Source organism: Streptomyces sp. NPDC026538 (assembly GCF_055567535.1).
In genome coordinates, this window is the sequence record NZ_JBVHQG010000007.1 from 374,740 (window position 1) to 388,417 (window position 13,678).

The following is a 13,678-nucleotide window of genomic DNA, read 5'->3' on the forward strand; positions in this document are numbered from 1 at the left end:
TCACCTCCCCTGCCGTACGCCGGGTGCGACGTACGCGCGGAGTGCGCCGGCCCGCTCCTCGGGCCAGGTGCGTGCGTACGCGGGCGGACGCCCCTTCGGCGGCACGAGGACGGCGAAGGACGTTCGCTGCGCGGCGCGCTTCAGCTCGGTCACGGTGGTGCTGGCGTCATGCCCCGCCGTCTGGGCGGAGCCACAACCGGTGGCGAAGGCGATGGGCACGGCTTCGTAGCCGCTGAGCAGGCACGGCTGCCGTACGCCGAGTTCGTGGAGGGCGGCGGCGGTGCGGGCCCAGTCGGCGCGGGAGGCATCGGAGCTGTGCACGGTGTGTTCCAGGACGACGTACTGCACGGCCAGGTGGCCCGCCAGGCCGACCGCCACCAGACCGGCGGCCACGGCCCGCCCGGCCCGGTCTGCCGGTGCGGTGACCAGGTGGACGAGGCCGTGGGCGACGGGGAGGGCGAGCAGGGCGTAGGCGGGCAGCAGGAAGCGGGGGGCCGCGTAGCCGATGAGGAACAGGTAGGGGACCGCGGCTGTGATGGCGCAGGCCAGCGGGAGCAGGACGGGCAGGGCGCGCCGGGATCGGACGGCGATCACCGCGCCGAGGACAGCGAGGACGGGCAGGGCGAACCACCACAGGGTCACCAGCGGGCTGGGGGCCGATCCGGTGCAGGGCCGGCACAGGGTGCGGCCGCCGAGGCTGTGCAGTTGGTCGAGCACGGCGAGGTGCCAGCCGAGGCCGCCCTGGATGTCCGAGGCGGCGGAGAGGCGGTGCGTGAGGCCGCCGTAGCTCGTGTACGCCTCGATCACCCACTCGCCGGCACCCGCCACCAGCCCCGCCACCAGCGCGACGAGCAGACGCGGGCTGCGCGAGGAAAGCGGGGAGAACCGGGAGAGCGGGGGCACCAGGGAAAGCAGGGAGAGCGCGAGCAGGGGCAGCGCGACGTAGACCGCGTCCACCGGGCGCATCCCCGCCATCAGCGCCGCGCCCGCGAACACGCCCCACCAGGCCGCCCGGTCCCGTGCGTTCGCGCGAGCACGCAGGAAGCAGCCGACGCAGGCCAGCGCGCCGACGGCGACCCAGTAGTTGGGCATGGCCTGAGGGCCGTAGAACAACGTCACCCACAGTGAGGCGAACAGGGCGCCGGCCAGGGCCAGGACGCCGGGCCCGAGGTGGCTTCGCCACACGCGCAGGGCGAGGTAGAGGGCGAGGCCGGAGAGGACGGCCAGGTAGATCCGGAGGAGGACGGTGGAGTCGGACCACGACGCGATCGGGGCGGCGAGAAGCGAGATGCCGCGGGAGCGGGGCGCGCTGAAGTAGGCGGCGGGCACGTGACCGCTGACCTGGCTGACGTAGACGGTCTCGTCCCAGCCGAGACCGAGATCCGGCCGTACGAGGACGAGCTGGGCGAGCGTGAAAGCGGCGGCGACCGCCCCGAGCCGGGGCTCCCACCGCGAACGCAGGGGCCGGACGGCCTGCGCCGGGAAGCCGGTGAGAGGGACGCCGGTGCGAGGAAGGCCGGTCGTCGTGCCGTTCGAGCCCTCGGCCATCTCGCACCCCTCGTCGTCACGCGCCACGGGACCAGCTCCTCCTACAAGTTCGCAGGAGGACGTCCCACCCTACGGCCTGTAGGGTTAGAGGGGGGTGAGAAGACGTTCGTTCCCTTCAGCCCGCCCATTCTCCTCAGCCGGCACCGGGACGGGCGATTCCCCGGTCGTGGGCGAAGATCACGGCCTGGACGCGGTCACGGGCGATCTTGGCCATGACTCGGCCGCCGTGCGTCTCCAAGTGGACTCGGACACTGGGTGGCGCCCACACCTGGGCCACCGACAGTCAGCGTGGAGAGGTCGTCAACCTCACCGGCACCACCGGCTGTGCCGCCACCAGCGGACCGGCCGTCGGTACCTCAAAGAGCTTCACCGTATCGGCCTGGCTCGATCTCACCTCGCGCATGGCCAACTCGACCTTCGTCTCCCGGTCCGGCACCGCCGACATCCTGCGGACGTTGAGCCTGGCCCCGAACAGCCGACCGTTGCCACCGAGGTGTCACGGTCGCTTCCCGATGGAGTGATCGTCAAGATCGGTGGATCAGTTGATCGCTTCAGGCTGGGTTGGCGGCGCGGCCTGAAGGCGCTGGACGGCCTCGGCTGCGGTGTAGGAGGAGGCGAAGGTGAACGCGCGGGGGGACGGCCCGTGCGCCCGCAGGTCCGCCAGCCGCTCCAGGGCCTCGTCGACGGTCGGGAGGTGACCGGCGGGGACCCACCAGAGCACCAGGTGCGCCTCGACGTGCCGTTCAAACCATTCGCGGCGCCGCTGCATCGCCCCTAGGTGCCCGCTGCGGTAGGTGAAGTGCCACAGGGCTTCCTGGGTCTCCCACACCGACAGGGTGACGATGACGTTCTCGCCCGCGGGGCGCAGGCCGGTGGCGTCGGCCGCCCCCTCCTCCACGAGTCGCCACACGAAGCCGGGCGCGGCGTCGGCGGAGGCGTTGACCGGGCCGAGCATCTCGACGAACGGCGCCGTGCGCGGGTCGTCGAGGGGGTGGCGGAGCGTGGCGACGTTGAGGTGGGCGAGATGGGCTGCATGCGTGGATGCGGTCATGGCCTCATCCCAGCACGGCCCACTTTTCTATGTCAATCGCCATTGTTTTTAGAAGTCTCGACCACCACACAGCAGTTACCCGGCCGGGCGTCCATGCGAGCGTGGACGGGACCGTCCGTGCCGAGCAACCCCTCCAGCAGCGCGAGATTCATGCCGCAGACGAGCGGTGGGAAGCCTTCGGCGACTGCGTGGAAGGGGCAGTTGCGCATACGGACAACGCGTGCGGCTGCCCCGGTCGCCCCCTCGGCGCCTTCCAGGTGCGGTTCGTAGCCGCGGGCGGCCAGCATCTCCACGGCCTGTTCGAGGCCGCCGCAGGGCGCAGCCGAGCCGCGCAGGGCCTCGCCCCGGCGCCGCGCGGCCGCGCAGAGCTCGGCGTCCAGCCCGGCCCGCTCGGCGACCTCGGCCAGCAGCTCGGCGGCGGTGCGGTAATCGCGGGCGGGCAGCGAAACCGACCGCTCGGCCCGCGCCCGCGTGTACACCTTGGCGGGACGGCCCGCCCCCGGCCCCGAGCGGCCCGTCAGGCGGCGGCTGCCGCTCTCCAGCAGCCCGGCCTCGGCCAGCCTGTCCAGATGGTGCGCAGCGAGCGTGCGCGCCACCCCGGCCGCCTCGGCGGCCTCGTTGCGGCCGACCTCGCGGCCCTGCGCCGCCACGTACTCGTACAGACGGCGCCGCACCGGATCCTGCAACGCCGCAATCGCGTCGATGTCCTCCACCCGGCCATTCTAGGAACAACACAGGTTGGAGATAGAACGGCGGGACCCGACCCAGGCCAGTGTGCCCGACTCCCTCACGTACTGGCGCAGGCAGAACAGGTGGAGAACCTACCGCCTGGGGGGATGACTCCGACCTGGTGGGGCCACGAAGCCGGTGATGAAGAGGCTTCGTGGTGACAAGTGGGAACGCCGCGTGGGCGGGGCCGCCGGCTGCGGTCCCGCCCACGCGGTGCTGTCCCAGGTGGCCTCCCGGGGTGTGACGTCAGCGCAGGCCGAAGGCCCGGGTGATCGTCTGTGAGACGGTGTTGCCCGCGCTGTCCCGGGCGCCGACCCTGAGGGTGACGAAGTCGGCGGACCGCGGCGCACGCAGGTTCGTCCGCCATCCGTCGTCGCGCCGGTTCAGGTCGGTCCGCTGCCAGGTCGCACCGTCGTCGTACGACACCTCGACGGTCGGCTTCCCGATGGTGGCGGTGGTGCCCGGCAGGTGCGAGGCGGCCACGGTCAGGCCGGCGTGCCGGTCGGCACGGCCGGACTTGTCGGTGTCCACGCCGTAGTCGAGCTGGATGAGGGGCAGGGACACCGCCGCATCGCTGCCGGTGACCGCGGAGGTGAAGTCCCACTCGGTCAGCGTGTGCGTCGAGTACGGGTCGGCCCAGGTGCCGCGGTCGTTGTCGAGAACCAGCCGGTAGGGCAGGCGCTCGGCGCCGAGGCCGGGAACCTGAAGGTACTCGGCGTTGCCCCAGTCGAGCTGCTGGTCGCCCTGGTAGAGCGACATCCAGTCCTTGACGTCGAAGTTCGCGCCGGCCTCGCCGACGTGGCCGGACCCCGAGTCGCCCCAGCCGGGCGCGGTGATGTACATCGTGTCGAGGTAGCGCACCGGTTGGTAGTTGATCGGGCCCATGCGCGGCCGCTGGATCGGGCCGAACCAGCTGACCTTGCCGGTCTTGCGCGCCGAGTACTGCAGCGGATCGATCGAATGCTGTCCGGTCTCGCCCTGGATGAAGGCGTCGTCCAGCCACGTGGTGCCGGCGGTGACCCAGTCGGTGCGCTCGCCCTGGGCGGGCGCGGTGAGCTGGTTGCCGACGGCCCAGCCCCGCCAGACGTCCGGACGGAACTCCATCGCCTTGCCCTGCCGGTAGTTCCGGAAGGAGACGTTCACCCGGCCGAGGTCCTTGGACTCCTCACGCCAGGTCGGGTCATCCGGAACGGCGCCCGTCCAGTGGTGCACGACGTCGTAGACGTAGTCGGTCGTGGGGTGCGAGGTGACCTTCAGCGGGACCGCGCCGTGCCGGAGTTGGCCGAGCAGGTCGGCACCCTGGTCGGCGTTGAGCGTCGCCACCGTCACCGGGGCCGGGCTCTGCGGGCTCCAGGGGTTCTCGTCCCAGGGCTGCAGGCGGCCGACGCCGTCGTTGACGACCAGCAGCAGCCGGGCGCCGGCGGCCGCGGCGGCCTCCGCCTGGGCCTTGATCCCTTCCGTGCCGGCGCCGCGCACCACGACCGCCTTGCCGCGCACGTTCTGCCGCGCGAGCTCCTCGGCCGTGCCGTCACCGGCGAAGACCGCCGTCAGGTTCCGGGTACCGGCGGGCAGCGGCGTGGCCGCGCGCTTGACCAGCGGGTCGTTGAAGGTCGTCGACTTCGTGCTCACGGTCAGCGCCGGCTGCTCGAGGCGGAAGCGGGCGCCGGCCTCGAACTCGCCGTCGGTGACCTTCTTGCCGGTCGGGAGCGCCCAGACGCTGTCGTACGACGGGTCCGGCAGCATCGACGTCTCCACCAGGCTGTCACTGAAGGACCGGTGGGCGTCCAGGCGCGGCGCGACGGCGGTGGTCTGCTGCGGCACGCGCGCCAGGATCCGGCGCGCCTTGCGGCCGTCCAGGGTGACGGTACGGTCCCGGTCCAGCTTCACGTCGTTGAAGGCGAGCAGCACCATGCCGCGCGAGTGCGGGCCTTCGGCGCCCTGCACGTCACCGGTGAGCCAGCCGCTGTAACTGCCGACGGGCAGCCGCGTCGTGCCGGTGCCGGACGCGTCGAGGTCCATCACCGTGAAGAGGTGGTCGGCGCTGAGGACGACCCGGCCCGCCAGCGGCCTGCCCGAACGGTCCTTCGCGACGACGGTCAGATTCTGCCGCTGGCCCTCGCGGGCCGCGCCGATCAGGGTCCGGGCGCGAACCGTCCCGGTGTCGTCCGTACCGGTGATCATGGCGCTGACCGACTGGTCGCCCGCCAGCTTGTCCAGAGCCGCGGTCAGCTTGACCGTGGCGGTGCCGTGCGCGGGCACGGTGACATGGTCCTCGGAGAGGCTGAACAACCCGGCCGGGACGGTGCCGTTGACCGCCAGATCGAGGCTGACCGGGGCGTCGCCGACGTTGGTGTACGTCACCGTCTGGACGTCGGTCTCCCCGGGCTGCGGGGGCCACGTGTGGAAGCCGGAGTAAGCGGTCGTGGTGGCGAAGACCGTGGTGTGCACGGCCGCGAGCGCGTCGAGCCGTCCGGCGCCCGCCTGGTACGGGGTGTACGCCGGGGTCGCCTTGGCGCTGCTGACCAGCGCCTCCTTGAGCTGGGTGCCCGTCCAGTCGGGGTGCTGGGAGGCGAGGAGCGCGGCGGCACCGGCGACGTGCGGCGTCGCCATCGACGTGCCGCTCATCGTGGTGTAGTAGCCGGAGCCGCGCTTGTAGTGCGAGCGCGCCGCGACGATGTCGACGCCGGGCGCGGTGATCTCCGGCTTCAGCCCGCCGTCGCCGTCGCGCGGGCCCTGGCTGGAGAAGTCGGCGAGCGTGTCGGTGGAGTCGACTGCGCCGACGGTCAGCGCGGAGTCCGCGGCACCGGGGCTGCTGATGGAGTGCGGGCCACCGTTGCCCGCCGCTATCACGAACAACGCGCCTGTTTCGTGGCTGAGTTGATCGACGGCCTGGCTCATCGGGTCGGTCTTGTCACCGCCGCCACCCAGGCTCATGCTGATGATCCTGGCCTTCTGGTCGCGGGCGGCCCACTCCATGCCCGCGATGATCCAGGATTCCTGGCCGCTGCCCTCGGAGTTGAGCACCTTGCCGACGGCCAGCCGGGCGCCGGAGGCGACACCCCGCTCCTTGCCGTCGGAGGCACTGCCCGTGCCGACGATGGTCGAGGCGACGTGCGTGCCGTGGCCGTTGTAGTCGGCGATGTCGTCCTCGCCGGGGACGAAGCTGGCGCTGTCGGAGATCTGCCCGACCAGGTCCGGGTGTTCGGTGTCGGCGCCGCTGTCGAGCATCGCGACCTTCACGCCCTGGCCGGTGTCGCCCTCCGCCCAGACCTTGTTCGCGCCGATCTGGGCGGTGGAGTCGGCCAGGTCGGCCTGCACCTTGCCGTCGAGCCACACGTGGGCGACGCCGCCCGCGAAGGACGGCTTCGCGGACCGCGCCGCCGCGCCGGAACCCCCGGTGAGCGAGGACCAGAACGCCGGTGCCTGCTGGTGGTTCTGCGCGAGGGCCGCGCCCTGGATGCTGTCCAGGCGGCGGACGTCGGTCGAGCCGGCCATCTTCGTCCGGGTGCGGCCCTTGGCCGCGGCATCGGTGTAGCGCACGATCAGCGGCAGCCGGGAGCTGTGCGCGTCGTCGTAGCCCTCGGCGATCAGCCGCGTCACGTTGAAGAGCTGCTTGTCGAGCTTCCCGGCGCTCACGTACGGCAGGGCGGCGTCGGGGTAGACGTAGGTGGCGCCGTCCAGGACAGCGCGGTGGAAGCCGGTGGTGGCTCCGCTCGCCGCCTGGAAGGAGCGCACGACGGTGCCGTCGGCGGCGGTCCCGATGGTGACCTTGTCACCCGTGATCAGGGTGACGGTGTGCGTGCCGGCATCGGCGGGGGTGTGGTGTCCGGCGTCGTTGTGCGACGCCTCACCGGCGGAGTACGCGGACACAGCGGCAGTCGCCGGTAGGACGCCGATTGTCAGCGCGGCCGCCACGGCGAGGGCGATCGGCCCGGGCCGGGGGATGGGAACCTGGGGCAAGGAAGACTCCTGAGACGCGGCGGAGAGCGAAAGATCACTGGATCCTCCGGCCTCCCCCGACGTCGTTCAAGGGGTCGCACATGTCGCTCTTGCGCCATGGCGCAGTTACGCCGCGAGCAGACGGGGCCGCCGGCCGAGCCGGCCTGCTGCCGGCAGGGCGTCGGTCAGCTCGAACAACGCATCCGCCCGTCGGGACAGACAGTCGTACCAGCTCCTTCGGCAGGCAGCCGGCGGGCCAGCACCTTGACCTCGGCGGCCTGCAGCGGTGTGAACGAGGCGGTACGGCCGCAGCGTTGACGGTCTTCGAGCCCGGGCGGGCCCGCCGGGGCGAACCGGCCACGCCAGCGGCGCACGGTGTCCCGATGCAGCCCCGTCTCCCGGCCGATGCATACGTTGGAGAGTCCACGCGCGGCGTGCAGCACCGCCGGTGCACGCACCCGCAGCCGGTGGCCGGCCTTGTGGCCGTAGGCAATCTCCTTCAACCGCACGCGTTCGGCGGCTCTCGGGGATAGCGGACAGGGGGTGCGGACGGGCATGGCGGGCGAACCGGTCGGCCGAAGCGGATCACTGGTATCCCGCAGCGTGCCCCGCCCCTCACCGCCCCAGCCCCCGTTGTGACCGGAGCAAGAGGCCACTCGAACGGGGAAAACGCAACTTCGACATGGCCCGCAGAGGCAGCTACCTTCACCTGGTCTTCGGCGATCGCCCACGGTCGCACAGGAGTTCCTTCAGGCTGAGCCACCCGCGACGGGATGAGTTGGGCACGCCCCACGAATCCTGGCCCCCATGTGAAAGCCACCGAACCGGGACCACATCAGGCACCCCCCACCAGGGAGAAAACGCATGCCCCGTCTTGCTCTGTACACATTCGGCGTCCTGAAGTCACCTCTCGCCGATCCCGCGCCTCTCACGCGCGAGTTCTACGAGGTTGGTGAGGCCGTCTACCGGAAGATCAGCCGGCTCCCCGGGTACCTCGCTCGTGCGGAAGCGGCAGACGGCGACCGGGGCATGCTCTTCGAGGCGGACTGGGGTGCATGGGGAGAGTTCGCCGTACCGGCCTGGTACGGCAAGGGCCACACGGTGGAAACCACCGCCCTGGCCGCGACCCTCTCACTCTGGACCGACCTGCGCCCCGCCATCGACGCCGTCTACACCGGTCCGCACCGTGAGGCGCTGAACAGGCGTTACGACTGGTTCGAGAGGTCAGGGCACCCGAATTACGTGTGCTGGTGGGTCTCCGAAGGCGTGATACCCACCTGGCGGGACGGGGTTTCCAGGCTGGAGCACCTCCACGACCACGGCTCGGCGCCGCACGCCTTCACCTTCCACCACTCGTTCGCCCCGGAGGGAACTCCGTCCAGGATCAAAGGCATCGGGCCGAAGAACGACCAGGTTCGCTGACGGGTCCGACCGCGTCGCCCGGATCTTGTTCTCGCCGACCGCGGCTACGACCACGACAAGTACCGCCCGCTGGTCCGGGACCTCGGTGTGAAGCCGCTGATCGCCCGCCGCGGCACCGAGCACGGCTGCGGCCTGGGCGCCCAACGCTGGGCCATGGAGCGCGCATTCGCCCCTGCGCTGGTTCCACCGCCTGCGGATCCGCTGGGAGATCCGCGACGACATCCACGAAGCCTTCCTCATCCTCGGTCGTGCGCTCATCTGCTGGAGGAGACTCCGCCCTGTGCAACGGGCCTGAGGCAGCACTGCGCGGGTTCAGGGTGTGGTCAGTCGGCCCCTCGCGTGGTTGGCCTGCCAGCCGAACAGATCCTTCGGCCCGTGCCGGCCGTGGTTCACACGGTCACCGGACCGTCCGCGCACCCGGACGATCCGGTCATGGACGACCGCGACATCCATCGCGTCCCCGTTGCAGTGCAGCAGCGGAGCGGCGGGAACGGACTCCCACCGCTCCACCGCGTCGGCCTGACCGAGCCGGTCCGGTCCGAGCGGGCCCTGTGGATCTGCGGGCGGATGCCCGGCATCGGTGTCGTCATGGCTCGTACCCTCGCCTCCCTGCGCCCGCGTACGGCGCCGTCGCACGAGTACCCGGCCGGAGCGCGTCCGGCGTACTGGATCGACCGCGCCGGGCGGCGAGCCCGCTCCCCCGCCGCCCGGGAGCCTCATCGTCGACGTCGCGGTGGTGGGCAGCGGCACGGCGGAGCGCAGCACGGCCTGGGAGCCGGCCCCGCGCGAACGTGAGATGGCCGTGCGCATGCGGCGTTGGAGGCCGGTCGCGGTCGCGCCCACCGTAATCGGCCGCGAGGACTGATATCGACGTCTCGTGCTCACCATGGCTGTCCTGCGGGTCTTGACGCGACAGTCCCTCGTCTTCGCCGGGGGGACGGCGTAGCCTGACAGTGATGGCGGTGGGGCTCGCCGAAACCGCGACCGTGTAGCTGGGTCGACAACAGTCCCTACCTGGTACCTGCCACGCAGGCACGCCCACAGGTAGGAGGACATCATGCCCCGCCCGTCCCGGACAGCGTCTCAGCCGACCTGAAGCCGCCACCCTACGGTCACCCCACGTCGCATCCGACAGACAGCGCGAGACCGGCAGGTCCAAGCACGCGGTCCACCGTTGGACCGCACACGCTCAACCCGGTGAGAAGGACGATGTCCCGCGGAGAACCCCGAGACCGCCCCCGCGACGACGCACCGCCGCCGCAAGAGATTCTGCCGGTCGACCCGGACGTCGCGGACGGCGCCCGACCACAGGCACCTCCCCAGCAGCGATCGGCCGAGGCCAAACGCTCCCGCCAAGCGGACATCCTGGCGGTGATCGCCCTGGGCGGCGGGCTGGGCAGCCTCGCCCGCTACGGCCTCGCCCTCGCCTGGCCCACCCCGGCCGGCGGGTTCCCCTGGGCCACCTTCATCACCAACATCTCCGGAAGTTTCGCCCTGGGACTGCTCATGGTCTGCGTCCTGGAGGTGTGGCCGCCCAGCCGCTACGTCCGGCCCTTCCTGGGCGTCGGCTTCCTCGGCGGTTACACCACCTTCTCCACCTACACCGTGGAGATACACCACCTGCTCTCACTGGGCGACTGGTCCAAAGCCGATGCCTACGCCCTGACGAGCCTCGTCGCCGGACTCGTCGCGGTCGGGCTCGGCATCGCGGCCGCCCGCCGGGCCGCCGGTCTGCCGGTGCGCCGTGGCCCCAGCCGCCGCAGCCAAGCAACCGCCTCGCCGACCGCCGGACCGGCCACCCCGCCACCCAAGCGGTCTGTCCCCTAATGAGGCAGCGATGAACCCGCACCTACGCCGGCACAACGGAGTGAACCCGCCCCCGCGGCCGCCGCGCCCGTCGTTGAACGGACCGGTCCTGCGGATGACCATCTACCTGGGTGAGTGGGACCAACACCAGCACAGGCCGGCCTTCACCGAGATCGTCCACCGCGCCCACCAGGCGGGGCTTGCAGGCGCCAGTGTGTTCCGCGGCTTCGAGGGCTTCGGCGCCTCGTCGATCGTGCACACCACTCGCCTGCTCGATCTCGCCGAAGACCTCCCCCTGACCGTCGTCATCATCGACGAGGAGGACCGCATCCGCGTCTTCATGCCCCAGGCCCGCGAGGTCGCGCCCGAGGCACTGATCACGCTGGAACCGGTCCAGGTCATCGCGGAGAGCGGCAAGGGACTCAGCCCCGTCACCGAGGAGCAGCTCAATTGATCCCCGTCCTCCTGGTCTTCCTCGGTGGCATGCTCGGCGCGCCCCTGCGCTATCTCACCGACAAGGCCATCCAGGCCCGCCACGACAGCGTCTTCCCGCTCGGCACCTTCACCGTCAACATGGCCGGGTCGTTCATCCTCGGCGCCCTGGCAGCGGCCGTAGCCGCGCACGGCCTGCCCAGCAACGTCATGCTGCTGCTGGGCACCGGCGTGTGCGGTGCCCTGACCACCTTCAGCACCTTCAGTTTCGAGACCGTCCGGCTCCTCGAAGACGGCTCCCTCACCGAGGCCGGACTCAACGCCATCGGCAGCCTCCTGGTCGGCCTCGCCGCCGCAACCGCCGGCTACGCCCTGCTGATCTGGCTGTGACTGCCCTGCCGAGCATCCGGCGCCATCGCCACCCGGCGACATTGATCTCAAAGTCGTCTCGGCAAAGTCAGTCGTGACGGGCCGGCTTGACCGCAGAATCGAGCAGGATCACGGTCGGCATGGGAATGAGCACAGGGTCCGGGCACACGCCCAGGAGCACGTTCGTCATCGACGGGACGGAAGCACGCGGCCACAACTGCTGCCACTGCCTCGCGGACCGCTACGGATTCGGTGTCGCGGCAGCCACCGTCCAGGACCTCCGTCCATCGGGCCGCCAGGAAGCGTGCCGGCACGAGGATCCCCCTCAGAAACTTGCGTGAGTCAAGCAAAGCGCCTAGCTTCCTCGCATGTGGAAAACGCTGCGGCGCGCCGCGCGGGCCACGGCCCATCTCTTCCTGGCCGCCGCCATGGCCTTCGGCATGTGGATCTTCATCACCGTCCTGTTGATCGCTGCGATCGGCACGCTGGCGGTCGTCGGTGCCTGGCTGCTGCCCGAGACGGTGCTGCTGACCCGGCGGATCGCGACGGCCAAACGCAGCCTGACCGCCGCCTGGACCGGGGTGCGGATCCCTGAGGCATATCAGCCCCTGACCGGGACGATGCGCCGGCGGATCGTCAGCTCCGTACGGGATCCGGGCACGCGCACCGACGCGCGCTGGATGGTCGCGTACTGGTTCTACGGCGCCCTGCTCGCCCTCGCCCTACCGCTGTGGCCGGTGGGCCTGGTCGTCGACGGCCTGTGGTGCGGGCTGCTGCGCCGCGAGGCCGTCGTCCTGCCGCTCATCGTGCGGCTCGCGGACCTGGAGGCCGACTGGTCGACCGCACTGCTCAAACCGTCGCCGCAGGCACAGCTGGCGGCCCGGGTCGAGCGGCTGGCCGAGACCCGCGCCGACGCGATCGCCGCACACGAGGCCGAACTGCGCCGGATCGAGCGGGATCTGCACGACGGCGCGCAGGCGCAGCTGGTGGCGCTGTCCATGCGCATCGGGCTCGCCAGGCGCGCCTACGGCGGGGATCCCGAGATCGGCCGCAGGCTGCTCGACGAGACCCAGGAGCAGGCCGAGAAGGCGCTGACGGAGCTGCGGCAGGTGGTGCGCGGCATCCATCCGCCGATCCTGAGCGACCGCGGCCTGGCCGGCGCGGTGCGGGCGCTGGCGGCGGGCTGGGGGTCCCCGCGTGCGAGCGGGACCGAGAACAGGGAGGGGCTGGAGGTGGCGGTGGACGACGGCAGCCTCGGCGAAGGGGCGCGGGCACCCGCGGCGGTGGAGGCGGCGGCCTACTTCGCGGTGGCCGAGTCGCTGACCAATGTCGCCAAGTACAGCGGGGTGTCCCACGCCGAGGTCCAGCTGGTCCGGGCCCGGCGCGGCCTGCGCGTGCGCATCCGGGACGAGGGCTGCGGCGGCGCCGACGAGACCGCCGGCTCGGGGCTGCTCGGCATGCGGCGACGGATCGCCGCGCTCGACGGAACCGTGGAAGTGTCCAGCCCGGCCGGCGGGCCGACCGTGATCGAAGTGGAGTTGCCGTGCGTGTGGTGATCGCCGAGGACAACGCCCTCCTGCGGGAGGGACTGGTCCTGCTGCTGACCTCGTCCGGACACGACGTGGTGGCCGTCGTCGGGAGCGGGCCCGAGATCATGCCCGCGCTCCTGGAGCACCGGCCGGACGTGGCCGTGCTCGACGTGAGGATGCCTCCGGGCTTCCGCGACGAGGGACTGCGGGCCGCGCTGGAGGCCCGTGAGCGGCTGCCCGGGCTGCCGGTGCTGGTGCTCTCCCAGTACGTCGAGGGGTCGTACGCCAGTGAGCTGCTGGGCAGGGGGACCAACGGCATCGGGTATCTGCTCAAGGACCGGGTCGGCCGGGTCGACGAGTTCCTCGACGCCCTGGAGCGGGTCGCCGCCGACGGTACCGCGCTCGACCCCGAGGTCGTCACCGAACTCCTCACCCGCCGCAAGGACTCGCCCCTCGACTCACTCACCCCGCGCGAGCGCGAGGTGCTGGCGCTGATGGCCGAGGGCCACGACAACGCGACCATCGCGAAGAACCTCGTCGTCACCGAACGCGCGGTCCACAAACACATCGGCAACGTGTTCCTCAAGCTCGGCCTGCCGCCGAGCGACAGCGGCCACCGCCGGGTCCTGGCAGTCCTCGCGTACCTGGCCCACGCGCCCCAGACATGACTGCTCTGCCTGCCCTGCCACCGGCAGGGCAGGCATCGGGCGGGTCCGGCCCGCCCGATGACCCCTCCAACGTAGCCCCCTCCCGACGCGGGAAGAGAGGTGCTCGACGTCATCGGGAGCCACCAGAGCCGAGTACCAGGTGACCGGCGCCAGGAGCGGCCGAGTACCTCTGCGAACAGCCGACT

General features: G+C 71.5%; 12 protein-coding genes and 2 pseudogenes. 7 read left to right on the forward strand and 7 right to left on the reverse strand.

The features are described from left to right. Positions 1-1,548, reverse strand: a complete 1,548-nt coding sequence (locus tag ACZ4N4_RS28345; protein ID WP_467594332.1) for a hypothetical protein — start codon at positions 1,546-1,548, stop codon at positions 1-3. Positions 1,549-1,681: 133 nt separating this feature from the next. Continuing rightward, positions 1,682-1,786 (reverse strand): annotated as a pseudogene (locus ACZ4N4_RS28350) (DNA-binding response regulator); the annotation flags it as partial. Here ACZ4N4_RS28350 and ACZ4N4_RS28355 point away from each other — a divergent pair. After that, the gene (locus ACZ4N4_RS28355) at positions 1,761-2,069 is read left to right on the forward strand and encodes a hypothetical protein (RefSeq protein WP_467594385.1); all 309 of its coding nucleotides are present in this window, start codon (positions 1,761-1,763) and stop codon (positions 2,067-2,069) included. The pseudogene ACZ4N4_RS28350 and the gene ACZ4N4_RS28355 sit on opposite strands and share 26 nt — an antisense overlap. Before the next feature lie 17 nt (positions 2,070-2,086). Here ACZ4N4_RS28355 and ACZ4N4_RS28360 read toward each other — a convergent pair whose 3' ends face one another. From ACZ4N4_RS28360 to ACZ4N4_RS28375, 4 genes are all read right to left on the reverse strand, one after another. Continuing rightward, positions 2,087-2,599, reverse strand: coding sequence for a DUF3291 domain-containing protein (locus ACZ4N4_RS28360; protein ID WP_467593791.1), 513 nt, complete (start codon positions 2,597-2,599; stop codon positions 2,087-2,089). Between the two features lie 32 nt (positions 2,600-2,631). After that, on the reverse strand, positions 2,632-3,312 hold the full coding sequence (locus ACZ4N4_RS28365; protein WP_467593794.1) for a helix-turn-helix transcriptional regulator: 681 nt from the start codon (positions 3,310-3,312) through the stop codon (positions 2,632-2,634). Positions 3,313-3,574: 262 nt separating this feature from the next. Beyond that, positions 3,575-7,288, reverse strand: a complete 3,714-nt coding sequence (locus ACZ4N4_RS28370) for a S8 family peptidase (protein WP_467593800.1) — start codon at positions 7,286-7,288, stop codon at positions 3,575-3,577. A 164-nt stretch (positions 7,289-7,452) separates the two neighbouring features. Continuing rightward, complete coding sequence (locus tag ACZ4N4_RS28375; protein WP_467593803.1) at positions 7,453-7,770, reverse strand: helix-turn-helix domain-containing protein; 318 nt, start codon at positions 7,768-7,770, stop codon at positions 7,453-7,455. A gap of 361 nt (positions 7,771-8,131) precedes the next feature. Here ACZ4N4_RS28375 and ACZ4N4_RS28380 point away from each other — a divergent pair, with 361 nt between their 5' ends. Further along, entirely contained in the window at positions 8,132-8,689 is a 558-nt protein-coding gene (locus tag ACZ4N4_RS28380; protein ID WP_467593807.1) for a DUF3291 domain-containing protein, read from the forward strand. A gap of 315 nt (positions 8,690-9,004) precedes the next feature. On the opposite strand, the pseudogene ACZ4N4_RS28385 reads toward ACZ4N4_RS28380, so the two are convergent. Continuing rightward, positions 9,005-9,202, reverse strand: a pseudogene (locus tag ACZ4N4_RS28385) (hypothetical protein); the annotation flags it as partial. Between the two features lie 696 nt (positions 9,203-9,898). On the opposite strand from ACZ4N4_RS28385, the gene crcB (ACZ4N4_RS28390) reads away from it, so the two are divergent. The 5 genes from crcB (ACZ4N4_RS28390) (at position 9,899) to ACZ4N4_RS28410 (ending at position 13,493) form a co-directional block, all read left to right on the forward strand. After that, positions 9,899-10,516, forward strand: coding sequence for a fluoride efflux transporter CrcB (gene crcB / locus ACZ4N4_RS28390; RefSeq protein ID WP_467593812.1), 618 nt, complete (start codon positions 9,899-9,901; stop codon positions 10,514-10,516). 94 nt (positions 10,517-10,610) lie between these two features. Beyond that, entirely contained in the window at positions 10,611-10,949 is a 339-nt protein-coding gene (locus ACZ4N4_RS28395; RefSeq protein WP_467593815.1) for a DUF190 domain-containing protein, read from the forward strand. Further along, on the forward strand, positions 10,949-11,317 hold the full coding sequence (gene crcB / locus ACZ4N4_RS28400; protein ID WP_450760921.1) for a fluoride efflux transporter CrcB: 369 nt from the start codon (positions 10,949-10,951) through the stop codon (positions 11,315-11,317). The genes ACZ4N4_RS28395 and crcB (ACZ4N4_RS28400) overlap by 1 nt, the downstream gene beginning before the upstream one ends. Positions 11,318-11,664: 347 nt before the next feature. Then, the gene (locus tag ACZ4N4_RS28405) at positions 11,665-12,852 is read left to right on the forward strand and encodes a sensor histidine kinase (protein WP_467593822.1); all 1,188 of its coding nucleotides are present in this window, start codon (positions 11,665-11,667) and stop codon (positions 12,850-12,852) included. Then, complete coding sequence (locus tag ACZ4N4_RS28410; protein WP_467593829.1) at positions 12,840-13,493, forward strand: LuxR C-terminal-related transcriptional regulator; 654 nt, start codon at positions 12,840-12,842, stop codon at positions 13,491-13,493. The genes ACZ4N4_RS28405 and ACZ4N4_RS28410 overlap by 13 nt, the downstream gene beginning before the upstream one ends. Positions 13,494-13,678: the final 185 nt, after the last annotated feature.